Raw genomic sequence first — 24,226 nt, forward strand, 5'->3', positions numbered from 1 at the left:
TCATCCTTACACAAACTATTTTACGGTCTCTGTTATTGAAATCAAAATACCATCTAATAAATATTAATGCTAATAAGATAAATTATTTGTTATAAATTTGTTTTTGTGAAAAGGAGAAAAGATAATGGTTGTTGAATCGAAGATACTGGAACAGATCAAATTAACTTTAATAAAAATCGGGGGGGGTAAATACTTCACTGTAGACGGTGTTTTAAAAAGAAATGCAGTGATTAATGATTTAGATAGATATGATAAGGATCTAATGACAGCACTGCTTAATGATGAACTAATCCATAAAAACTTTACTACCAAGATAGCAGATATTGAAATCTTTGAGGTCAACAAGTTTATTGATATGCTCCGATACAAGGAATATTGGGCAAATAGTTTTACCAAATTTAATAATAAAATTGGTTTAGCTGTTGGAGATAAGTACATTGATGATTCTTCAGACGTTGTATTGAATTTCCCTTACAAGGATTGTGTGCTTAAAGCTGGTATGACTAAAGAAGATGTTGAAGATAGTGATGATGCTAATGAACTATTTTTAAATGAAACCATAGCTAAATCTGAAATTGATGAATTGCTTGAGCCAAAAATCCTTGTTAATGCACTTAAATATGATGAGGATGGTTCAAAAAAATTGAAAATATTACTGATAAAGATAATTTGATAATTAAGGGAAACAATTTAATTGCGTTGTACAGCTTAGTTGATAGATATGCAAGTAAGATAAAGCTTATTTATCTAGACCCACCGTTTAATACAAAAAATGGAGATTTTCCTTATAATGACAGATTTAATCACTCTACATGGCTAACCTTTATGAAAAACAGAATTGACGTGGCAAGAAAATTACTAAAAGAGGATGGACTTATTTTTATTGAAATAGATCACCTGGAAGAAGCATATTTAAAAGTATTGCTCGATATGTCTTTTGGGATTCAAAATTATGTTGCCACTATTTCCGTTAAATCAAATTCAATTTCAGGAAGTAAAACCTCTCATAAAGGTAAAACTATATTAAAAAATTACGATTCAATATTAGTATATAAAAATGGTGCTGAAAATATAAAAATTAATCCGCAATATACACCAAAGGAAAAATGGGATACTCATTATAGTTTTTATCTTAGAAAAAACAGTAAGAATGAGTTAGAAAAAGCGAGCCTGAAAGACTTACTGATAGAAAAAAACATTTTAGAAAGGGGAGAAAGTATAAAAGCTAACATTTGGGATAATAAAGAATTTCAGAAATTTGCTAATGAAAATAAAGATAATATTTTCAGAGAAGTTAATTCGATACCAGATGATCTAAAAGAAAAAAGCATTGAGAATAAAGATCAGATAGTATCTTTAAATCATAAAGGTAAAATTATGTACGCTTTAAACGGTACAAGATATTCTCCCTTATCCAGTTCATATAAAAATATTAATGGGGAGAGTGTTCCAGCTCAATTGTTAGGAGATTTATGGACTGATATTGATTATCAGAATACCCAAAATCAAGGAGGAGTTAGTTTTACAAATGCTAAAAAACCAGAACAGTTACTTAAAAGAATTATAAATTTGTGTACTAATGAAGGGGATATAGTTCTGGATTGCTTCATGGGTTCTGCTACTACTCAAGCAGTTGCCTTAAAACTTAACCGTCAATTTATTGGTGTAGAACAAATGGATTATATTAATACCATATCTGTACCACGTTTACAAAAGGTTATAGAAGGTGAACAAGGTGGAATTTCTAAAAATAAAGATGTTAAATGGCAAGGTGGAGGCTCATTTATCTATGCTGAATTAATGGAAAAGAGTCAAGGTTACCTGAAGGACATTAAAGAAGCTACTGACGTTGATGAATTGATGACAGTCTATAACCGTATGAAAGCCAATAGTGACATCAACTTTAGAGTTGATTTAGATAAGTTTGAAAAAGAATTTCAAAGTGGAGAATTGACTACATTAGATGATTTGAAGAAAGAGCTCATTTTAATAATTGATAAAAACCAACTTTACTATAATTATTCAAACATCGATGATGAGACCGTAAGAAGTCTTATCTCTGATAGTGACTACAAGTTTAACAAGAGCTTCTATGCTACTAGAGGAGAATGAAATAAATGGTAAATAAGAGTAAAAATAGTAATATTAAACCACTACCTTTTCTTGAAAAAGTACATGAAGGAATTTCAAGAATCGATTATGTTCCTTACGATTATCAATATATAAATGAGAGTTTAAAACATAATTTAAGACCTTATCAGCTGTCTGCTTTATTCAGCTTAGACTGGGTGCAAAAGCATGATGAAGTTCAACAACATAATCATTTAATGTTTAACATGGCCACTGGCTCAGGTAAAACAGATGTAATGGCATCTAACATCTTGTACTTGTTTAAGGAATATGGTTATACTAATTTTCTTTTTGTAACTAATTCAAATGCAATTGTTAACAAGACAAAAGAAAACTTTTTAAATAGTAATTCATCAAAATATCTTTTTGCGCCAACCATAAATATAGATGGCCAATTGGTGGATATTAAACAAGTTAAAAATTTTCCATTAAATCAACAAGCTAATGCGATCTATATTAAGTTGACCACCATCCAATCACTTTCAAATGAAATTAATTATTCAAAAGAAAATGGATTGACCATAGAAGATTTAGAGAATTATAAGATAGTTATTCTTGCTGATGAGGCTCACCACTTTAACGCTCAAACTAAGAGTCAAAAACAAAAAGAAACCTCATGGGAAGAAGTTCTTGATCGAGTTAGAAATGCTAATAAATTAAATATTCAACTTGAATATACGGCTACTATCGATATCGATAAGGACGAAGTTTACGAGAAATATAAGAATAAAATCATCTACAAATATGATCTTAATCGCTTTATGGATGATGGTTATTCTAAGAAAGTTTTCCGTCTTGAAGCTAATAATGACAACAATCAGAAGCTTTTAAATGCTATCCTATTAAGTCAATACAGAAAGAGAATAGCTCATAAATTAAATATTAGTGATTTTAAGCCTGTTGTTTTAGTAAAATCCAATCGTATTAAAACTTCTGAAAAGGTTAAAGATAGTTTCTTACAAATGATGGAGGATTTATCTTCAGAATTCTTAGCTAAGTTTATTTCAGAAAATGCTGAAATTAACAAGAATAGTATGGCTTTATCAAAAGCTTATGAATATTGGAAAACTCAAGATTTATCTAAGGCTGTAGAAGAACTTCAAAGAGATTTTAATATTAAGACCACTATCAATGTTAATGAAGGTGGTACTAAAGGGATCGTGAGTGAAGAAGCAGACTTTAAGAAATTGAACTCTTTGGAAGATATCAATAACCCATTTAGAATAATTTTTGCAGTTGCTAAATTAACTGAAGGATGGGACGTCTTAAACTTATTTGATATTGTTAGAATTTCAGAAGAAAAAGAATCTAAGACAATCAAGCAGACAAATGCAGAAGCTCAATTAATTGGTAGAGGTGCCAGATACTATCCTTTTGTTTACAAAGGTGAAAAGTCATATACTCGCAGATTCGATACTGGTGCTGACTCTACTTTTGAGAATCAATTACTTGAAAGTCTGTACTACCACACTATCAATGACTCTGGATACATCAAAAACTTGAACAAGTCATTTGATAATATGAATTTGATAGCAAATCAAGATGGTAATTATCAAGTATTCTCTGCAGACGTAAAGAAAACTTTCCTGAAATCTAATTTCTATAAGAATGGAAATATCTATTACAACAAGACAGTACAAGTTCCTGACTCCGAATACAGAGATTTAAAGGCTTACGGAATTGACAATCAAACTATGATTATTAATTACAGTATTGCTACTACCGAAAGCTCCTTTAAACAGGCATATACGAGTCTCTCTGAAAACAAAGTCAAGTTAGTTAATGTTGTTGATTTTTCTAATTTAAGTGACTATAGATTAGTTAAAAAGGCTATTGCCAAGAATACATTTTTCCGTTTTTCTGAAATGAAACAATATTTGCCAGAATTAACTTCTATCAGAGAGTTTATAACTTCTCCAAATTGGTTAGGCAATATTTCAATTTTAGCTAGAGTACCCAATGAATATACTCTTAACTTGGATGATAAGTTAAAAGTTATTTCTATTGCACTAAAACAAATTCAAGCTCAAGTGGTAAAGAATTATCGTAAAGAGAAAGGCACAAATATTTTTGTTCCAATCTCAGTTAAAGAAACCGTTAAAGATTATTCTAAATTAGTCCCTCAACGCTCTAATAAGACTATTTCTGAAATTATTCTTCCTAAAGATATGAGTGCCAAAGAATGGTACCCATATTCAACTGCTATTGTTGACCAACTTGAAATGAGTTTCATCAATCTTTTAGATACTTGGGTCAACAAATTAAAGGAAAAATACAAGGAAATATATCTTATTAGAAACGAGGAAACTATTTCAAAGTGGTCACTCCACGAATTTGAAAATACTGATATTAAGCATTATCAAGGATATAAGCCTGACTTTATTATGGTCTTAATTGATGCAGACTTTATTTACCAAATATATGTGGAACCCAAAGGGGATGAATTTCTGGAAAAAGATGCTTGGAAACAAAATCTATTGGAAAGCATCAGGCCTGAGAAGATTAAAGTTTTAGCTGAAAATGATAACATTAAGCTTTATGGTGTTAAGTTCTACACTAGAGGTGATGGAAGAAATATCAGAGAAGAACTTCAAGATTTAAAAATTCTCCCTGGTGCAGAGGAAAAACATATCGATGAACTAATTTTATAAAATCAGTTACTATATTAATAATGAACTGAATAAAAATAGAGACTTCTAAAAAAGCTTTAAGTATGTTGCTACATACTTAAAGCTTTTTTTGTATATTAAGTTTTTGAATTATTTCTGACGAATTACAATAACGTCACATTCAGCAGTTCTAGTTACGTATTCAGTAACACTACCAATTAGCAATCTTTCTACTGCATTAAGACCTGTAGCACCTAAAACAATTAAGTCGGTTTGATGCTTCTTTGGAAAGTCGTGAGCAATGATTGTTTTTGGTGAACCAAATTCAATAGAATAGTGAACGTCCTTGATACCTGCTTTTACTGCTCGATCATAATATTCTTCTAATTTCTTTTTTGCATCAGCTGAAACTTGTTCTACCATTGCTGAATCAAAACTAGAAACATTTTGGAAGGATCTAGTATCGATAACATGTAAAATTTCTAAGCTAGCATTATTTCGTTTTGCAATTGCAACGGCTTTTGTAAAAGCTAAATCAGCTTCTTTTGAACCATCAACTGCAATTTGAATATGTGAATATTGCTTTAACATAATGAGCACCTCTTTCTTAACTTTATTTTACCAAAAAACTAAAAATATATGATTAGTTTTTAAATTATTTTTTAGTTATTGTTATCCCAAAAAATAAAATAACTAGACAAGCCAATGAAATAGTTAATAGGTTTAGCAAAATATTGTTGAGAAATAGGAAAAAGATGCCAAAGAGTGTAATTAATCCAAGACTTAAACTGGTAGCAGTCATGCAGAATTTATAGTTCTTTTGGGAACTGTTAAATATCAGAAAACTACTATTTCTTTTAGACCATAAAAAATATGCAAGTAGAAAAACTAACACTAAGAAAATTAGAACTACTATTTTAATAATCATCAACTATCATCCTATCAAAAAAGCGGCTCCAAAGGAACCGCCGTTAAAATCTATAAAAATCCGAGCTGACTGTCGAACTGTAAAGACGCTTGTTGATCCCGCTAATAGCAAGTTTATATGGCCTGTATCGCAGTGAATATGGATCCTGCTCGAGGCAGTTTTCCGATTCAGTAGTTATTTACAGACCTCCACGTCGTAGGTTTGATCGGTCAACTTTGTACTTTAATTCTATCAACTCGAATCACTTATTATAATAGCAGAATTTTAGGTAAAGTCAAGAAATGTATCCGTTTGCAAAAGCTATGCTATCTGCGATTATTCAATCCTTTTTCTTGTAACACTTTGAGCTTTTTATATTGATTTTTAAGTGCCGATTCAATTTTTGAATTGCCTTTTGGATTAAAATAACTATCATGAATTAATGAATTTGGCAAATATTGTTGGGGAATCCAATCATTAGTGTAATTGTGAGGATAGAGATAATCAGTTCCATGACCGAGCTTATTTGCACCAGAATAGTGACTATCCTTTAAATGATTGGGAATAGAGCCAATTTTCTTATTACGAACGACATCTAATGCTGTATCAACTGCAGAAATTGCACTGTTACTTTTAGGTGAGAGTGCTAGTTCAATTACTGCATTACTTAATGGTATTCTTGCTTCAGGAAGTCCAATTTGTTGGGCAGTCCATACAGCTAGTGCTGTATGTTGACAAGCGGCAGGATTTGCTAAGCCAATATCTTCATAAGCAATTACCAACAAACGGCGACAAATTGAAATCAAATCTCCACTTTCTATTAGTCTAGCTAAATAATGTAGAGCTGCATCAGTATCAGAACCACGAATTGATTTTTGAAAAGCAGATACTAAGTCATAGTGCCCATCACCATTTGCATCAAAATTTTGACTTTTTACTTGGATAGAATCTGCCATGATTTCCTGGGTAATTACTAACTTATTTTGGGTATCTTTACCATTTTCTGCATAAGTAGATAAAACAGCTAATTCTAAGGCGTTAAGTGTGGCACGTAAATCTCCATTACCTTTTTCAATTAGTAATTGTTCAGCATCACTGTTAAGCTGGACATGATATTTACCCAAGCCTCGATCACTATCTTTTAAGGCGTTTTGAATTGCTATTTGGGCATCACTTGCAGAAAGAGGATGTAATTCAAAAATTTGGCATCTTGAACGGATAGCAGGCGAAATTGAAATATATGGATTTTCAGTTGTAGCACCTATTAGGACAATTTGTCCAGATTCCAAAAGGGGAAGAAGAAAATCTTGTTTGGTTTTATCTAACCGATGGATTTCATCTAGTAATAAGATTACTGTTCCACTCATTTTCGCTTCGAGAGCCACTTGTTGTAAATCTTTTTTTGTATCGGTAGCAGCGTTCAAGATCCTAAAGGCATATTTTGTTGAACCAGCAATTGCTGAAGCAATGCTGGTTTTTCCAATCCCAGGTGGGCCATAAAGAATCATCGAAGATAGTAATTTTGCTTCAACCATACGACGAATAATCTTTCCAGGGCCTACAAGATGTTGCTGACCAACAACTTCACTTAAATCTTTTGGCCTCATTCGATAGGCAAGTGGCTTCATTCAACATCACCTCTATGAAATAGCTTATGCCAAAAACCTTCTTTTTTAGGAGTAGCTAATTCTTCTTTAGGAAACTCAGGTGGATAAACTTGCTTAAGTTCAATTCTTTCTTTATTTATTGCTGATTTAGCAACAACTAAAATGGCAGCTGAATCCAAATTGGTTTGTGCTGACTCATCTGAAACGAGAGTGAAGGGAATATTTTCCTTTGCGCATGCTGCTTCGATTTGATCAATTGTCTCATTTTGTGGCATTTTCCCATTTATCAAAATTTGATAAACTTTATAGTCATTAATGTGCTTTAAGAAAATTTCGAGATTTGCAGGATCACCCAAATCCTTGATTGTCATTTTTAGATAAACACGTTCACGCAGGCTTCCCAAAAAGCGGTGCCGTTCATCTGGTTTGGTTTGCAGTGGGCCATGAGATGATTGCTCTAGGCGTTCATTTAAATTATCTGCCATGTAATTAACCTCCTATGAGAGTAAAGAAAAAGCCTTTCCATACCAATAGTAGGAAAGACTTCTTCCAAAAGCAACCAAAAATTAAAGAAGTTTGTTGTAGTATTCAACAACGAGGGCTTCGTTGATTTCTGGTTCCATTTCGTCACGTTCTGGTAAACGAACTAAGCTACCAGTTAACTTGTTTTCATCAAATGAAACAAATGATGGACGACTTACAACTGCTTCTAAAGCATCCTTAACTTGTTGTAAGTTCTTTGACTTTTCCTTCAAGCTGATTTCTTGACCAACTTTTACTTCGTATGAAGGAATGTCAACACGCTTGCCATCAACTAAAATGTGACCGTGGTTTACCAATTGACGAGCTTGTTCTCTAGTAGTTGCAAGACCTAAACGGTAAACAATGTTGTCCAAACGACGTTCAAGTAATACCATGAAGTTAGTACCGTGTTCACCTTGACGGATCTTACCAGCACGGTTGAACAAGTTTCTAAATTGGCGTTCGTTTAAGCCGAACATCCAACGAAGCTTTTGCTTTTCGTGTAATTGCATACCGTATTCTGAAAGACGACCACGGTTGTTAGGACCATGTTCACCTGGTGCGTAATTACGACGAGCTAATTCCTTACCAGTACCTGAAAGTGAAATACCTAAACGTCTTGAACGTTTCCAACTTGGGCCAGTGTATCTTGACATAAAAATCCTCCATTAAATAAATAAAAAATAATTGATGGAGTAAAATATCTGAAATAAGCTCTGCATTCGTTCATCTGCAGTTGAACTTTCGCTCATTGCAGCACGAGTTACTAATTCACTAAAACGTCCACAGATGTTGACGAGCTTGCCAACTTATCGCTGCAAATATTTTACACGATGACCATTATAGAGATTTTTAAACTTTTTTGCAAGGAATAGCATTAAAAACTATCTTTTATGAATGAAAAAATTGTGTTGTCTGTTATAATTAATGGTAGTTTTGGAGGAAAATTATGTCGTCAATACAATCTCTCATTATAATAAGTATTGTCGTTTTGTTGATTGCTGCAACTGGAAGTATGTTAATGCTCAATCGCCGACAAAGTAAAATTTTATCTTTTTTTGAACAAGATTTAAATGATTTAGAAGATCTCGGTATTTCTGCTGATATTAAAAATCTTGCTCAGATGGAATTAGCTGGAGAAAGTCTGAAAACTTTTAATAGTTGGAAGAAAGTTTATGAAAAAGCTAATGAAAAGCTGATTCCAGATTTACATACTAGAATCGAACAATGCCAAGAAGTTAATACTCATTACAACTTGTTAAGAGCAAGAAAAGAGATTAAAGCAATTGATTCAGCAATTGATTCGGTATCTGAAGACTTAAATAAGACAAAAGAAGTTTTCCGACAATTGCTTGAGTCTAATCGCGCCAATAAATTACAATATGATTCTTTAATTAAGATTTATCGTGACATTAGAAAAGAAGTCTTGGCAGCTTCATTTTATTATGGTCCGGCTTTAGAAAAAATTGAAGATGAACTCAGTGAGCTAGAAAGGCATTTTAATAACGCTAAGAATCTATCTGCTCAAGGTGATTATATTGAAGGTAAACGTGTTCTTGAAAAGATTGATAAGCGTTTAGCTCACTTAAAAGATTTATTACCTCGAATTAAAAAAGAGCAAAATGCCATTCAAGATGTTTATCCAGAACAACTTGATGAACTTACAGATGCTTATCGTAAGATGAAGGTTGATAAATTAGCCGTTTCTAAAATTGATTTCTTAGAAGAAGTGAAGAAACTACAAAACTTACTAGAAGAATCTAAGGACTTAGAATCTCGTTTAGAAATTGAAAAATTAGAAGCTAACAACAATAAACTAGCTAAAAAAATTGATAGTTTGTATGACATCATCACTAAGGAATATTCAGCCCGTCCATTTGTTCAACAAAATCAAGACAAAATTCTTCGCTTGTTATCTCATTTAGAAAATGGTTCTAGTCAACTGATTGATAAACTTGAACACATTGATCAAAGCTATGAATTAACACATGGTGAGCTTCAAGAAGCTAAAGATTTGTTAAAAGAAGTTACCAAAATGGAAGAAAAATATAATTATGATGTTCAGGCTTTGGCTGATGGAGAGGGGGTATATTCAGAAATTAAGGAACGTTGGCTAAAACAGCTTAAGCGAATAAGTGAAATTGAAAAGCGTGAGCAAGAGTTAGTTGATGAAGTAGATGGGCTTTACGAAGCTGAGAAAATGGCTAATGAGTCCATTGCTGGATTTAAACAAGATGTCGCACTGATTTATCGACGTTTGCAAAGAAGAAACTTACCAGGTAAGCCAGATAGTTTTATTCAAATGTATACTTTGGTTGTTAATGAGATATCTCATACCAGTCAAGAATTAAATCAAGTTAGAATTAATATGGAAAAGATTTCTGAAGAAATGATTCAGATATCAGATGATGTAGATCGTCTAAAAAAGGAAGCAGATCAAATTATCAATTATGCTGCTTTGGTTGAGTTGACAATGCAATATTCTAATAAATACCGGAGTAATCCAAAAGTAGCTAAAGCTAGAAGAGCTACGATGGATTTATATAGTAGGGCTTATAATTATAAGGATGCCTTGGATACGATTGCTACAGTGATGGAACAAGTGGAACCTGGAAGTTATCAAAGAATAGAAAGTGCCTATTATTTTCAACTAAGCACTCCTGAAGATGACCAAGACGATTAAATTGCTCATTTAGCAATTTTAAGCTAAAATCAAATAGTTAGACAAACGACCAAGATCTTGGTCGTTTTTTCGAGGAGATTATTATTGTGATTTATTTTGATAATAGTGCGACTACTAGAATTTTCCCTAGTGCTTTAGAGACCTACAATAAAGTCAGTGAAGAAATCTGGGGAAATCCCTCAAGTTTACATAAATTAGGAGATCGTGCCCATCAACTGTTGGAAGCATCTCGTAAACAAATTGCGGGTTTGTTAGAGGTAAAACCTAATGAAATATTTTTCACTAGTTGTGGTTCAGAATCTAATAATTTGGCTATTAAAGAAAGTGCATTAACTAAAAGGGAATTTGGCAAACATATTATAACTACAAGTGTTGAACATGCTTCTGTTACTAATACTTTTACCGCACTTGAAAATATGGGCTATCGGGTAACTCGCCTTCCAGTTGATAGTGAAGGCCGAATTAATATTAATGATTTAAGAAACAGCCTTGATAGTGATACAACATTAGTTTCAATTATGGGTGTAAATAATGAGATAGGTACTATTCAGCCGATTATTGAAGCAGGAGAGTTACTAGAAAATTATCCTAATATTCATTTTCATGTTGATAATGTCCAAGCATTTGGAAAGAATATTTGGAATCAAGTATTTTGCCCAAGAGTTGATTTAATGAGCCTGTCAGCTCATAAATATCATGCGCCAAGAGGTGTGGGTATTCTTTACAAAAAATCTGGCAAGATGCTACTTCCATTAATTGATGGTGGTGGTCAGGAAAAAGGTTTGCGCTCAGGTACGGAAAACTTACCGGCAATAGCTGCAACTGCAAAAGCAATGCGCTTAGTTAGTGAAAAGGCACCCGAAAATTATGAACGTGAATATGCTATTAAGGAGCGAATTTATAATTATCTTGCTGGTAAGCCAGGGATTACAATTTTTTCACCACTAAAGTCTAATTTTGCTCCCCATGTTTTGACCTTTTCTTTATTAGGTATTAGAGGGGAAACTTTAGTTCATACTTTAGAACAAAAAGGAATTTACGTTTCAACTACTAGTGCATGTGCTTCAAAGGTGAGTGAGGAAGCAAGCACTCTAGCAAGTATGAAAGTTGATGAAAAAGTTGCAACAAGTTCGATTAGATTGAGCTTTGATGCAAGTAATACCTTGCAAGAAGCAGATGAATTTATTAAGGTATTTGATAAGATTTATCGGCATTTTGCTAAAGTTAATCATTTAAGATAGGAGTAATTTATGCAATATACTGAAGTTATGGTTCGTTATGGCGAATTATCAACTAAGGGCAAGAATAGAAAGGATTTTATCGGCCGATTAGCTGGTAATGTTGAAAAAGTTCTTGCTGATTTGGAAAATGTAAAAATTTATCCCAAGCATGATCGGATGCATATCGTTTTGAATGGGGCATCATTTGAAGAAGTTGATCGCCGCTTGAAGAAAGTTTTTGGTATTCAAACCTATTCACCAGTTATAAGAACTGAGAAAACTCTCGAAGCGATTAAGAAAACAGCACTTGAAATTATGCAAGCTGTATATAAGTCAGGGATGACCTTTAAAGTAAACACTAAAAGAGCAGATCACCACTTTGAATATGACACTAATCAACTTAATTTAATGGTAGGAGATTATTTATTTGATAACTTACAAGATCCTAAAGTTGAGATGAAGCATCCTGATGTCGTATTACGTTTAGAGGTTCGTCAAGATGCTGTTTATATATCTAATCAGTTATTACATGGACCGGGTGGAATGACAGTTGGTACAGCCGGTAAGGCAGTAATGATGCTTAGTGGGGGAATTGACTCACCAGTTGCATCATATCTTGCCTTAAAACGCGGTGTTGATATAGAAATGGTCCACTTTTTCAGTCCACCATATACTAGTGACAAAGCTTTAGCTAAGGCTAAAGAATTAACTGGTATTTTGGCAAATTATTGTGGAAAAATCACTTTTATTGCTGTTCCTTTTGCTGAAATTCAAGAAACTATCAAAGAAAAGTTGCCAGAAGGTTATTTGATGACAATTCAACGTCGCTTTATGCTTCGCTTAGCAGATATGATTCGTGAAAAGCGTAAAGGGTTAGCTATTTTTAATGGTGAATCAGTTGGACAAGTTGCTTCACAAACGCTTGAGTCTATGGCTGCAATAAATAATGTGACAACAACTCCTGTAATTCGTCCTGTTGCGACAATGGATAAAACTGAAATTATTCGTTTAGCAGAAGAAATTGGAACTTTTGATTTATCAGTAATGCCATTTGAAGATTGCTGTACAATCTTTGCACCACCACGTCCAAAAACTAAACCAAGAATTGATAAAGCAATCGAATACGAAAAGCGTTTAGATGTTGAAGGACTTTTACAAAGGGCAATGGATGGTATTGAAATTAGTACAATTAAACCTAATGAAAAGTTTATTGATGATCAAACAGCTGATCAGGACTTACTTTAATGCGAATTGATAAGTATTTAGCGAATATGAATGTGGGATCTCGAAAAGAGGTTCACAATTTAATTAAGGCTAAAAAAGTCACTATAAATGAAAAGCTTGTTAAACAAGCTAAACAACAAGTTACTGAAAATGATATGGTTAAAGTTGATAATCAAACTATAACTTATCAGCAATTTCATTATTTTATGTTGAATAAACCAACTGGTGTGATTACAGCTACTGAAGATCCACAACAAAAAACTGTGCTTGATTTAATTGCTTCAAAGGATCGATATCCTGATTTGGCACCTGTAGGACGTCTTGATAAAGATACTACGGGACTATTGCTAATTACTAATGATGGTCAGCTCAATCATAACTTGCTTAGTCCCAAAAAACATGTTGCAAAAACCTATTTTGTTGAGTTAGATCAAGAAATAGCTAATGAAGTAGATAGTGCTTTTGCTAAAGGCGTAGCTTTAGCTGATGGTACACAAGTTGGTTCAGCACAGTTAATTATTGATAAAAGTAATAAAAAGCAAGGTCTTATTACTATTCATGAAGGTAAATTCCATCAGATTAAGAGAATGTTTGGATTGTTTGATTTAGGTGTGGTAAAACTTAAACGTATAAAAATGGGAAATTTAAGTTTAGATGAAAATTTGCCACAGGGAAAATACCGAGAATTAACTGAAGCAGAGATATCTGCATTAAAAGATAGTTAGTACGTGATTTTTATGTTATACTTTCTTTTATAAAACAGCGTAGCCAAGAGGAGAAGTTTTCATTTACAGAGAACAGCCATTAATTCTGAGAGGCCAGAAGACTTCGGGTAGCTTGGTCAGCTGATAGATTGAACTAAGAGTAAATTTATCCGGATTAGCACCGTTATCGCTTTAAGAGAGAGTTAGTATAAATTAGCTCTAACTTAGGTGGTACCGCGGTTAATTAATCGTCCTAGACTTTAGTCTAGGACTTTTTTTATGGAGGTAGAAATGACAGATTTAGCGCCAAAATACAACCCTAATGAGGTTGAAAAAGGTAGATATCAAACTTGGCTTGATGAAGACTTATTCAAGCCATCTGGTGATAAAAAAGCTCACCCATATTCAATTGTTATTCCACCACCAAATGTTACTGGTAAGCTTCATTTGGGACATGCTTGGGATACATCAATTCAAGATACTTTAATTCGGTTGAAGCGGATGCAAGGCTATGACACCCTTTACTTGCCAGGGATGGACCACGCAGGAATTGCAACACAGGCAAAGGTTGAAGCAAAGTTGCGTAAGCAAGGCTTAGATCGTCACCAAATGGGTCGAGAAAAGTTTGTTAAGCAAGTTTGGGATTGGAAAGATGAATATGCAAATATCATCAAGTCTCAATGGGCAAAATTAGGACTTTCTCTTGATTACAGCCGTGAACGTTTTACTTTAGACAAGGGACTTTCAAAGGCTGTTAGAAAGGTTTTTGTTCAACTTTATAACGAGGGCTTAATCTACCGTGGTCAATATATTATTAACTGGGATCCAAAGCTTGAAACTGCATTAAGTGATATTGAAGTTATTCACAAAGATGACAAGGGTGCCTTTTACCATATTAAGTACCCATTTGTTGATGGTAGTGGCTTTGTTGAAATTGCAACCACTCGTCCTGAAACTATGTTTGGTGACGTTGCGGTTGCAGTTGCTCCTGGGGATGAAAGATACAAAGATTTAGTTGGCAAAGAATTAGTCTTACCACTTGTTGGTCGTCATATTCCAATTATTGAAGATCAACACGTTGATCCTGAATTTGGTACAGGTTTAGTTAAGATTACTCCAGCCCACGATCCTAACGACTTCTTAGTTGGTAACCGTCATGACCTTAAGCGTATTAACGTTATGAACGCTAATGGTACTATGAACGAAGAATGTGGCAAGTATACTGGTATGGATCGTTTTGACTGTCGTGAAGCCTTAGTTAAGGATCTTGAAAAAGAAGGTTACTTAATCAAGATTGAACCAATCGTTCACTCAGTTGGTCACTCTGAACGAAGCGGTGTTCAAGTTGAACCACGTCTTTCAACTCAATGGTTTGTTAAGATGAAGCCACTTGCTGAAAAAGCTCTTGAAAATCAAAAGACTGCTGGCAAGATTGATTTTGTTCCAGAAAGATTTAGCCAAACATTTGAACAATGGATGGAAAATGTTCATGACTGGGTAATTTCTCGTCAATTATGGTGGGGACACCGAATTCCAGCTTGGTACAATAAAGAAACTGGCGAAATGTACGTTGGCGAAGAAGCACCTAAGGATATTGAAAACTGGCGTCAAGATGAAGACGTGCTTGATACTTGGTTCAGTTCGGCTTTATGGCCATTTTCAACTTTAGGTTGGCCTGATGAAAATGCTGAAGATTTCAAGCGTTACTTCCCAACCAATGCCTTGGTTACTGGGTACGACATTATCTTCTTCTGGGTATCCAGAATGATTTTCCAAAGTTTGCACTTTACTAAGCAAAAGCCATTTGACCATGTTGTTCTTCATGGCTTAATTCGTGATGAACAAGGTCGTAAGATGAGTAAGTCTTTGGGTAACGGTATTGACCCAATGGATGTAATTGATAAATATGGTGCTGATGCTTTACGTTGGTTCTTGCTTAACGGTACAGCTCCTGGTCAGGACACTCGTTTTAGCTACACTAAGATGGATTCTGCTTGGAACTTCATTAACAAGATTTGGAACGCTTCAAGATTCGTAATTATGAACTTACCTAGCGATGCTAAACCAGCTCATATGCCAGACGTTGCTAAGTTTGATTTAGCAGATAAGTGGATTTTTGACCGTTTGAACCATACTGTTAAGGAAGTTACTCGTTTATTTGATGAATTCCAATTTGGTGAAGCTGGTAGAGAAATGTACAACTTCATTTGGAACGACTTCTGTGACTGGTATATTGAAATTTCTAAGGTTGCATTAAATGGCGATGATGAAGAATTAAAGGCAAGAAAGCAAGAAAACTTAATCTGGATCTTAGACCAAATCTTGCGTCTCATGCACCCAATTATGCCATTTGTAACTGAAAAGTTATGGTTGTCAATGCCACATGAAGGTAAGAGTATCTCTGTTGCTAGCTACCCAGTTGCCCACGCCGAATTTGAAAATAATGAAGCTGACAACCAAATGAACTTCATGATTGAAGTTATTAAGGCAGTTAGAAACATTCGGATGGAAGTTAATGCTCCAATGTCAAGTTCAATTGATATCTTGATTCAACTTGATAAAGCCGCTGACAAGAAGATTTTGGATGACAACAGTGAATATGTTCAAAACTTCTTACATCCTAAGAAATTAGAAGTTTCAACTGAAATTGCTGCACCAAAATTGGCTAAAACTGCAGTGATTCCAGGTGCTCAAATCTTTGTCCCATTAGCTGATATTGTTGATTTAGATGAAGAACTAGCTAAGATGGAAAAAGAAGCTAAGCGTCTTGAAGGCGAAGTTATGCGTGCAAGTAAGAAACTTTCAAATGAAGGATTTGTTAAGAATGCACCTGAAGCTGTAATTGCAAAGGAAAAAGAAAAACAAGCTGATTATGAAAGTCAGCTTGAAGCAGTTAAGGCCCGGATGCAAGAATTAAAAGAAAGTCGTTAATGTGAAAAAGTTTGATAAGATATCTGAATTCTTAGATTATCTTTATGCCTTACCTAATCTTCATCCTAAAAGTGATTTATCTTATATCAAGCGTGTTTTAGCTAAGCTTGATAACCCACAAGATAAGGTGAAGACTATCCATATTACGGGGACCAACGGTAAGGGGTCAACTTCTTATTACATTAGTAATTTACTCAAAAAGGCCGGTCAAAAGACTGGCCTTTTTGTCTCACCTTATATTAAGGAGTTCAACGAAAGAATTCAGATTAATGGTAAAAATATTCCAGATTCTGATTTAATTAAGTTAGCTAACCAGGTAGTTGCAGTGATTACCGAAATTCAAAAAGAAGAAGCTGATTTTAATTTAGTAACTTTTGAATTTGAAGTAGTTATGGCCTTTTTGTATTTTGCAAAGCAAAATTGTGATTATGCGGTGATTGAAGTTGGCATTGGAGCAAGACGTGACAAGACTAATGTTATAGTGCCACAAGTGAGTGTTATAACAACAATTGGATTTGATCATGAAGCAATTATTGGACCAACTTTAGCTGATATTGCTAAAGAAAAAGCTGGAATTATTAAGGAGAAGACTCCAATAGTATTAGGTAATTTGCCTGAAGAGGTTTTACCGATTGTTTTATCTGAGGCTAAGCAAAAAAATGCACCTGTATATTTATTTGGACAAGATTTTAAGTTACACACTGGATCAGTATTTGAATTAACTTCAAAACAAAACTATCGTTTTAATCTTCGGCCTCAAGTAGAGGGTTATGACATTGCACTTAGTGTTAAAGTATTTGAATTGCTAAATCTTCACTTAAGTAAAGCAGAAATTGAAGCAGCAATTAATGAGACGCAAATCCCGGGGCGTTATCAAGTATTGCAAACTAAACCTCAGATTATTTTAGATGGAGCTCACAATATTCAAGCAATTGAAAATTTATTAGCTTTTGTTCGAAAGGAAAAGACTTCTGGTAGAGTTTATGTCTTACTAGCAATGATGAAAGATAAAGATATTACCGAGGTTTTAGGCAAGTTTAAAGATGAGCAGGTATTACTAACGACTTTGCCATATCCTAGAACAGCTAAGCTAGCTGATTATCACAAGTTAAATGTAACTTTGCCTTTTGAGCAAGACTACTGGCAAGCTTATCTCAATTTGAAGCAAAAAATGCAATCAAATGATATCCTGGTAGTAACAGGATCATTTTATTTGGTAAGTGCCATTTTGAATAAAGGAGAACAAAAATGAAAGTTTTAGGGATAAATGGTGATATTAAAGGTGTCATTTTTGATCTGGATGGTTTATTAGTTAATTCAGAAAAATTATATTGGCAGGCCAATATTCAAGCAGCCAAAGAAGCAAAACTGGATATTCCAGAAGATTCATATTTAAAATTGACAGGCGCAACAGCTAAAGATATGCAAAATTTTTATCACAAATATTTTGCAACGGAAGTAGAACGTGATGCATTTATTAAGCGGACAGATGATTTGGTTTGGCAGTGGACTGATGAAGGTAAATTAAAATTGCAAAAAGGTGTTCGTAAAGCGCTTGATAGATTTAAAACCTCAGATTTAAGAATGGCAATTGCTTCAAGTAATTATAAAAAAGTAATTGAACATGCGCTTGATAAAACAGGTATTGAATCATATTTTGATTTTTATTTATCTTATGATGATGTCGAAAAGTTTAATTTAGCTCCTAAACCAGCTGGCGATATTTATAGCTTGGCAGCTAAGAAACTGAATTTGAATAAACAAGAAGTAATAATTTTTGAAGACTCATCAACTGGTATTGCAGCGACTAAAGATGCAGGTATTCAAGGAATAATGATTCCAGATTTGAAGAGTCCTAGCTTGAAGGATAAAGAAAATGCTAGTTTGATTTGTCAGAGTTTTTTGGATTTCTTAGAAAAAATTGCTTAAACTTTTGTATATAAGTAATGGAAGGAGCGATTTGATGCAGATTGCAGATAAAGACCATTACTTATTAAAAACAGATCAAGAATTATTAAGCGAAATTTTTATTTTGCTTGAAGAAGCTGGAATAACTAGTTTTGTAGAGCTTAATAAATTTTTATTAGATAAGAAGTTAGAAAATTTTGGACAAATTTATGATTATTTGACAAGTTGTCAGATTGACGATGAACTTTTAAGTAGAACGATAACTTTATTAAAAAGATTAAAAGCTGTTAGAACTAGAAAGTTGATTCAATTTGTATCTAGTCATGAAGTAGGCAAATACTTGATCGATAGATTTTTAGGGATAGAGCAAGAGCAACTTGTTGTTATTTATCTTGATAATAAAAATAAAGTTCTTGGAGAGCGTTTGCTTTTTCAAGGAACTGTTAATCGCTCTGTTGTTCATCCACGTGACATATTTAGATGGGCAGTCTTTTATAATAGTGTTGGTATCTTGATAGCACATAATCATCCTAGCGGTGATACTAGTCCGTCACAAAAAGATATCGAGTTTACTAAACAAATTGATAGAGCAAGTGATTTGATGGGGATTAATTTCTTAGATCATATTATAGTTGCTGATCGAAGCTACTTAAGCTTTAAAGAAGAGCAATTAATTTAAAGGTTATTAAAATCCCGTTAAATCCGGCCGTTTCCTTGTTTAATATGCTATAATAGTTCAAGATTTATTGAGACCACAATTATTAAGGAGAGATATTCGTGTTTGGATTAGGATCAAAGAATATCGGGATTGACCTTGGTACAGCTAATACGTTAGTTTATATGGAAGGTAAAGGTATCGTTTTACGTGAACCTTCTGTTGTTGCCAAGAATACCCAAACTGGTGAAGTTATTTCTGTTGGTTCAGAAGCAAAAGAAATGATTGGTAGAACACCAGGTACTATTAGAGCTATTCGTCCAATGAAGGACGGAGTTATTGCAGATTATGATACAACTGCAGCAATGCTTAAGTACTTTATGGAAAAGACTGTTGGTAATTCTAAGCCTGCAGTTATGATTTGTGTTCCATCAGGTGTTACTGAAGTTGAAAAGCGTGCTGTAATTGATGCTGCACGTGTTGCTGGAGCTAGAGAAGCATATGTAATTGAAGAACCTTTTGCAGCTGCTATTGGTGCTGGTCTTCCAGTTATGGATCCAACTGGTTCGATGGTAGTTGATATTGGTGGTGGTACGACAGATGTTGCTACTATTTCTTTAGGAGGAATTGTATCAAGTCGTTCAACTCGCCAAGCAGGTGATAAATTTAATAGCTCAATTTCAAGTTATATCCATCAAAAGTTTAATCTTTTAATTGGTGAAAGAACTGCTGAAGATATTAAGATTCAAATTGGATCTGCTTCTGTTGAAAAGGCAAAAGAAATTGAATCTATGAATATTAGAGGTCGAGATTTAATTACTGGATTGCCTAAGTCTGTTGATGTTAACGCAGTTGATGTTGCAGAAGCAATTCAAGAAGTAGTTCAAGATATTATTGTTGCAATTAAAGAAACTCTAGAAGAAACTTCTCCTGAAATTGCAGCTGATGTTATTGACCACGGTATTGTTTTAACTGGTGGTGGTGCTTTACTTAAGAATCTTTCAGAAGTTATTTCAGAAGCTACTAAGGTTCCTGTATTTATTGCTCAAGATCCACTTGACTGTGTAGCCATTGGTACTGGTGAATCTTTAAAGAATATTGAAGTAATGCGGAGAGCACATAAATAATGAATCGGCGAAAGCCGGTTTTTATTTTATGAATTGAAGAATTAGATTAATGAAGAAGTTTTTACAAAATAGAAAGATATTTGTTAGTTTTTTGACTACCTTGCTAGTTGTTATTATTTTGGGGATTACGGTTAGCTTGAGAAGCAAGCGGAATAGTCCACTTTTCTTTCAAAAAATGGGAAACGATATTATTTCGGTAGCAAGTAGAATAGTCAATTGGCCAGTTTCTTTAGCATCTGGTGGCATTAGTAATATTAATAGTATTATTAATATGCAAAAAGAAAACGATCATTTAAAAAGTCAAGTATCTAACTTAGCTCAAACTAAAGCACGTAATTCAAGCTTGGAAGCAGAAAATAAGCAACTTAAGTCAGCCCTTAATCTAAAAAAGACTTTAACTACTTATACTATTGTTAACGCTTCGGTAATTTCTCGTTCAGCTGATACTTGGTCAGATATTTTGGTTATTGATAAAGGCTCAAGTAGTGGTATTAAGAAAAATCAGGCTGTTATGTCTGGTGGTGGTGTAATTGGGAGAATACTAGAAGTGAATTCGGCTACTTCAAAAGTTGAGTTGATTACTACTACCGATAAATCAGCTAATAGATTTAGTGTTGAAGCAGATTCTGCAAATGGTAAAAAAGTTCATGGTATTATTACTGTTAATAGTGATGACACAAATTCTTTGTATTTTACACAAGTTGTTGACAGTAAAAAACTCAAGAAGGGCGCAAAAGTTTATACTAGTGGTTTAGGTGGCCGCTCACCTAAAGGTTTGTTAATCGGTACTGTTGCAAAGACTACTAGGGATTCATTTGGCTTATCTGATTTGATTGAAATTAAGCCAGCAGGATCCATTGGTGATGCATCAGTCGTATCTGTAATTGAAAGAAAGGTCTCAGAATAATGAATTCTAGATCTAAGTTCTCAAGATGGTATATTGCGGTTGCAGAATTTATTGCCTTAATTTTTGATGGAGTTATCAGTATTTATGCCCATTCTTTATTAGGTTTGAGCGGAATTAGTGCTAGTTTTTGGCTAATAGTTATAGCTGTAGCTGCTTGTAGTTTAATTGATGAAAATAATAATAATGAAATTATTTTAGCCTTTTTTATGGGGTTAATAGCAGATATTTATTATTTAGGTTTTATAGGACCTTATACAGTCGGGTTAACATTCGTTTCTTGGCTTTGTCAAAAAGTTACGCGTATCTTACCTGATGTTTTTGTGGTTAGAGTTCCAGTAATTGTTATTTGCTACTTACTTTTTGATGTGTTCTTTTGGTTCATTTTAACAATTGCAAGCACAATTTCAATTCCTTTTTCTCAAGTTATATGGGGGATGATTGCTAATGCTATTTTAGCCCTAATTTTGGCAAGTGTTACTTATCCTATATTTAACTTTTTAGGAAGAGAATATCCTTTTGCAATAAGAATGAATTATTATAAATAAAAAGGTTGTTGCAATAGCAACAACCTTTTTATTAAATTACTTAAAAAACATTTAAACCTTGTAATACAGGAATTAAAATGGCTAAGAGAGTAATTAACGCCATTAATACTGCCATTACAATTGTAAGTTTTTGAAACTTAGATTTCTTTTTACGTGCCATGAAAAATCCTCCTAAGCTTGTATTTTAGCCTAGCTGGGATTGTTTTGCAATTTATTGATAAAATTGATAGTAGGAATAAAGGAGATTACAAATGTTAATGATTATTTTTCTACCAATTCTTGGTTTTATTACAGCAGCGATTGTTAATGCTGTTTTTCCAAAAGCAAAATTTCGTGGGTATGATGTATTGCCTTTCTTCTTTATTGTTGCTTGTCAAAATATATCAAGCTTTTTAAAGAATCCATCTTTCTTGCCATATGGTTTTTTAACATATTTTGTTTTGGTACTCGTTATTAGTATTAGCAGGGCAATTAAGTTTAAAAATATAGATTCTGGAAAATTGTTCCGAAAATTATGGGATTATTTAACTGTTTGTACAATTTTTTGGTATATTGGGTTGTTATTCACAATTATTATCTAAATTAATATAAATGTTTCTAATTATTAAAATAAAATCCCCACAATTTGAAATAAAATTCAACAGCGCTAAAGCTTGATTTAGCGCTGTTTTTGTATGCTTAAAAAATAATTGTTAAAAAAGTTTCACAATTATATGGAATATTGTGGTAGGAAGTGGGGAATTGTGGTAGATTATTACTTGGAAGGGAGGCTACTATCATGTTCATGGGTGAATATCATCACAATTTGGATACGAAAGGACGTTTGATTATTCCTGCCAAATTTCGTAACCAAATGGGTGATAAAATTATTTTCACTCGTGGGATGGAAGGCTGTATTTTTGGCTATTCTGAAGAAGAATGGAAAAAAATCGAAGCCAAGTTAGCCAAACTCCCCCTGACTAAACGAAATGTGCGAAAGTTCACACGTTTATTTTATTCTGGGGCAATGGAAAGCGAGTTTGATAAGCAAGGTAGAGTTAATTTAACAACTACTTTGAAAGAACATGCTGAATTAGAAAAAGAATGTGTCATTGTCGGTGTTTCAAATCGAATTGAAATTTGGTCACAAAGACGATGGGATGATTTTACTGATGATGCAGATGAAAACTACGATGACATTGCAGAAGATTTGGATGATATTGAATTATGACAACGAATTTCAAGCACACAAGCGTATTACTCAGGGAAACAATTGATAATTTAAATGTAAAAGATAATGGTCTTTATGTTGATGCTACTTTTGGTGGTGGAGGACATGCTCGTTATTTATTGAGTAAACTTAATAACGGTATTTTGGTCGGATTTGATCAAGATAATTATGCAATTAACGCTGCAAAAGATAACTTCTATGATTATTTATCTGATAATCATCAACCACATTTAATTATGGTTCACGACAACTTTAGTCATGTAACTGAAAACTTAAATAAGTTAGGCTTTAATGATGGTATTGATGGTATTTATTATGATTTAGGAGTTTCCTCCCCACAATTTGATCAACCTGACCGAGGCTTTTCATATAGATTTGATGCTAGACTAGATATGAGAATGAATCAGGAACAAGAGCTTGATGCCTATCAAGTAGTTAATTCATATTCTCAATCCCAGTTAGCAGATATTCTTTATCAATATGGTGATGAAAAATTCTCGAGGCAGATAGCCCGTAAAATTGTTCAAAGAAGGCAACAAAAACCAATTGAAACCACATTCGAATTGGTCGAGCTTATTAAAGAAGCAATTCCCGCTGCTAAAAGAAGAACAGGTGGGCATCCAGCTAAAAAGAGTTTTCAAGCAATTCGCGTTGAAGTAAATCATGAATTAGATAGCTTAAAAGCCTCTTTACAAGAAGCAATCGAACTATTAAAACCTGGTGGACGGATTAGCGTAATTACTTTTCAATCTCATGAAGATAAAATAGTTAAAAAAATATTCAAACAAAATTCTGAAGTAGAGGTACCACGTGGGATACCAGTAATACCGGATAATTTAAAGCCGAAGTTAAAGCTGGTAAATAGAAAGCCAATTTTGGCTACAGCTTCAGAATTAGCTGACAACAACCGCTCACACAGTGCTAAGTTAAGAGTTGCAGAAAAGTTATAAGAGGAAAGAAAAATGGCTGATAGTTCCGCAAGAAATTTAAATTATAATTATGAACCTAATAGAAAAGCGAGAAGTACCTTTGAAACAGAAAGAAGAATGTCTGTTGATCCAAATAAGGTACCATTTTCTAGGTTCGAGATTTTTATTTTAGTTGCTGGTTCTATTGTTACTATCGCTATGGCTGCTATGCTTGTATTTACTAGTGTTGCAGCAACTAGTGCACAACACCAATTAGCCAACATTCAAACTGAGCTTTCAAGTACTCAAACCGATACTTCTAATTTGAGACAAGAAATTGGCGAGCTTACTTCAAGTTCAAGAATGAATAAGATTGCTAAGCAAGAAGGCCTTAGCTTAATCGAAAGTAATATTAGGACTGTTGATTAA

General features: G+C 33.6%; 23 protein-coding genes. 18 read left to right on the plus strand and 5 right to left on the minus strand.

The annotated features are described in order from the left end of the window. Nucleotides 1–124 precede the first annotated feature (124 nt). From FC45_RS00740 to FC45_RS00750, 3 genes are read left to right on the plus strand one after another with little or no spacing between them, the layout of a single operon-like run. Nucleotides 125–673, plus strand: coding sequence for a site-specific DNA-methyltransferase (locus FC45_RS00740; RefSeq protein WP_006588318.1), 549 nt, complete (start codon nucleotides 125–127; stop codon nucleotides 671–673). A gap of 26 nt (nucleotides 674–699) precedes the next feature. Continuing rightward, the gene (locus FC45_RS00745; RefSeq protein WP_230628277.1) at nucleotides 700–2,112 is read left to right on the plus strand and encodes a site-specific DNA-methyltransferase; all 1,413 of its coding nucleotides are present in this window, start codon (nucleotides 700–702) and stop codon (nucleotides 2,110–2,112) included. Between the two features lie 5 nt (nucleotides 2,113–2,117). Further along, the gene (locus FC45_RS00750) at nucleotides 2,118–4,781 is read left to right on the plus strand and encodes a DEAD/DEAH box helicase family protein (RefSeq protein ID WP_006588320.1); all 2,664 of its coding nucleotides are present in this window, start codon (nucleotides 2,118–2,120) and stop codon (nucleotides 4,779–4,781) included. A 108-nt stretch (nucleotides 4,782–4,889) separates the two neighbouring features. Here the strand turns inward: FC45_RS00750 and FC45_RS00755 are convergent, their stop codons facing one another. The 4 genes from FC45_RS00755 to rpsD form a co-directional block, all read right to left on the minus strand. Further along, a complete protein-coding gene (locus FC45_RS00755; protein WP_006588092.1) occupies nucleotides 4,890–5,330 on the minus strand; it encodes a universal stress protein in 441 nt (146 codons plus the stop codon). Nucleotides 5,331–5,972: 642 nt separating this feature from the next. Further along, on the minus strand, nucleotides 5,973–7,274 hold the full coding sequence (locus FC45_RS00760) for a replication-associated recombination protein A (protein WP_006584508.1): 1,302 nt from the start codon (nucleotides 7,272–7,274) through the stop codon (nucleotides 5,973–5,975). After that, entirely contained in the window at nucleotides 7,271–7,738 is a 468-nt protein-coding gene (locus tag FC45_RS00765; RefSeq protein WP_006584509.1) for a YueI family protein, read from the minus strand. The genes FC45_RS00760 and FC45_RS00765 overlap by 4 nt, the downstream gene beginning before the upstream one ends. A gap of 81 nt (nucleotides 7,739–7,819) precedes the next feature. Then, nucleotides 7,820–8,431: a 30S ribosomal protein S4 gene (rpsD, locus tag FC45_RS00770; RefSeq protein ID WP_006584510.1), complete on the minus strand. Its 612-nt coding sequence runs from the start codon at nucleotides 8,429–8,431 to the stop codon at nucleotides 7,820–7,822. Nucleotides 8,432–8,724: 293 nt separating this feature from the next. Here rpsD and ezrA point away from each other — a divergent pair, with 293 nt between their 5' ends. The 11 genes from ezrA (at nucleotide 8,725) to mreD (ending at nucleotide 21,679) form a co-directional block, all read left to right on the plus strand. Beyond that, nucleotides 8,725–10,458, plus strand: a complete 1,734-nt coding sequence (gene ezrA, locus FC45_RS00775) for a septation ring formation regulator EzrA (protein ID WP_006588090.1) — start codon at nucleotides 8,725–8,727, stop codon at nucleotides 10,456–10,458. An 86-nt stretch (nucleotides 10,459–10,544) separates the two neighbouring features. After that, nucleotides 10,545–11,699 carry a cysteine desulfurase family protein gene (locus tag FC45_RS00780; protein WP_006584511.1) on the plus strand — a complete coding sequence of 385 codons (1,155 nt, stop codon included), beginning with the start codon at nucleotides 10,545–10,547 and terminating at the stop codon, nucleotides 11,697–11,699. 9 nt (nucleotides 11,700–11,708) lie between these two features. Continuing rightward, nucleotides 11,709–12,923, plus strand: coding sequence for a tRNA uracil 4-sulfurtransferase ThiI (gene thiI, locus FC45_RS00785; protein ID WP_057706301.1), 1,215 nt, complete (start codon nucleotides 11,709–11,711; stop codon nucleotides 12,921–12,923). Next, nucleotides 12,923–13,627 carry a pseudouridine synthase gene (locus FC45_RS00790; protein WP_006584513.1) on the plus strand — a complete coding sequence of 235 codons (705 nt, stop codon included), beginning with the start codon at nucleotides 12,923–12,925 and terminating at the stop codon, nucleotides 13,625–13,627. The genes thiI and FC45_RS00790 overlap by 1 nt, the downstream gene beginning before the upstream one ends. 270 nt (nucleotides 13,628–13,897) lie before the next feature. Further along, nucleotides 13,898–16,537 (plus strand): valine--tRNA ligase, encoded by a 2,640-nt coding sequence (locus FC45_RS00795; protein WP_006588089.1) that lies wholly within the window; start codon nucleotides 13,898–13,900, stop codon nucleotides 16,535–16,537. Nucleotide 16,538: 1 nt separating this feature from the next. Beyond that, the gene (locus FC45_RS00800; RefSeq protein ID WP_006588088.1) at nucleotides 16,539–17,789 is read left to right on the plus strand and encodes a bifunctional folylpolyglutamate synthase/dihydrofolate synthase; all 1,251 of its coding nucleotides are present in this window, start codon (nucleotides 16,539–16,541) and stop codon (nucleotides 17,787–17,789) included. Further along, complete coding sequence (locus FC45_RS00805) at nucleotides 17,786–18,466, plus strand: HAD family hydrolase (protein WP_006584515.1); 681 nt, start codon at nucleotides 17,786–17,788, stop codon at nucleotides 18,464–18,466. The genes FC45_RS00800 and FC45_RS00805 overlap by 4 nt, the downstream gene beginning before the upstream one ends. 34 nt (nucleotides 18,467–18,500) lie before the next feature. After that, nucleotides 18,501–19,124 carry a JAB domain-containing protein gene (locus FC45_RS00810; protein ID WP_057706303.1) on the plus strand — a complete coding sequence of 208 codons (624 nt, stop codon included), beginning with the start codon at nucleotides 18,501–18,503 and terminating at the stop codon, nucleotides 19,122–19,124. A gap of 98 nt (nucleotides 19,125–19,222) precedes the next feature. Then, the gene (locus tag FC45_RS00815) at nucleotides 19,223–20,227 is read left to right on the plus strand and encodes a rod shape-determining protein (RefSeq protein ID WP_006586544.1); all 1,005 of its coding nucleotides are present in this window, start codon (nucleotides 19,223–19,225) and stop codon (nucleotides 20,225–20,227) included. Between the two features lie 49 nt (nucleotides 20,228–20,276). After that, nucleotides 20,277–21,134 (plus strand): rod shape-determining protein MreC, encoded by an 858-nt coding sequence (gene mreC / locus FC45_RS00820; protein ID WP_006584517.1) that lies wholly within the window; start codon nucleotides 20,277–20,279, stop codon nucleotides 21,132–21,134. Continuing rightward, the gene (mreD, locus tag FC45_RS00825; protein ID WP_006584518.1) at nucleotides 21,134–21,679 is read left to right on the plus strand and encodes a rod shape-determining protein MreD; all 546 of its coding nucleotides are present in this window, start codon (nucleotides 21,134–21,136) and stop codon (nucleotides 21,677–21,679) included. Before mreC ends, mreD begins: the two co-directional genes overlap by 1 nt. 40 nt (nucleotides 21,680–21,719) lie before the next feature. Here the strand turns inward: mreD and FC45_RS07625 are convergent, their stop codons facing one another. After that, the gene (locus FC45_RS07625; RefSeq protein WP_006588087.1) at nucleotides 21,720–21,839 is read right to left on the minus strand and encodes a DUF4044 domain-containing protein; all 120 of its coding nucleotides are present in this window, start codon (nucleotides 21,837–21,839) and stop codon (nucleotides 21,720–21,722) included. Nucleotides 21,840–21,930: 91 nt separating this feature from the next. On the opposite strand from FC45_RS07625, the gene FC45_RS00830 reads away from it, so the two are divergent. From FC45_RS00830 to ftsL, 4 genes are all read left to right on the plus strand, one after another. Beyond that, complete coding sequence (locus FC45_RS00830; RefSeq protein ID WP_006584519.1) at nucleotides 21,931–22,260, plus strand: DUF3397 domain-containing protein; 330 nt, start codon at nucleotides 21,931–21,933, stop codon at nucleotides 22,258–22,260. A gap of 197 nt (nucleotides 22,261–22,457) precedes the next feature. Beyond that, nucleotides 22,458–22,889 (plus strand): division/cell wall cluster transcriptional repressor MraZ, encoded by a 432-nt coding sequence (mraZ, locus tag FC45_RS00835; RefSeq protein WP_006584520.1) that lies wholly within the window; start codon nucleotides 22,458–22,460, stop codon nucleotides 22,887–22,889. Next, entirely contained in the window at nucleotides 22,886–23,839 is a 954-nt protein-coding gene (gene rsmH, locus FC45_RS00840) for a 16S rRNA (cytosine(1402)-N(4))-methyltransferase RsmH (RefSeq protein ID WP_006584521.1), read from the plus strand. The genes mraZ and rsmH overlap by 4 nt, the downstream gene beginning before the upstream one ends. Nucleotides 23,840–23,851: 12 nt before the next feature. Next, complete coding sequence (gene ftsL / locus FC45_RS00845; protein WP_006584522.1) at nucleotides 23,852–24,226, plus strand: cell division protein FtsL; 375 nt, start codon at nucleotides 23,852–23,854, stop codon at nucleotides 24,224–24,226.

Origin of the sequence: Lactobacillus jensenii DSM 20557 (assembly GCF_001436455.1) — a bacterium.
In the GTDB taxonomy this organism is placed as follows: Bacteria; Bacillota; Bacilli; order Lactobacillales; family Lactobacillaceae; genus Lactobacillus; species Lactobacillus jensenii.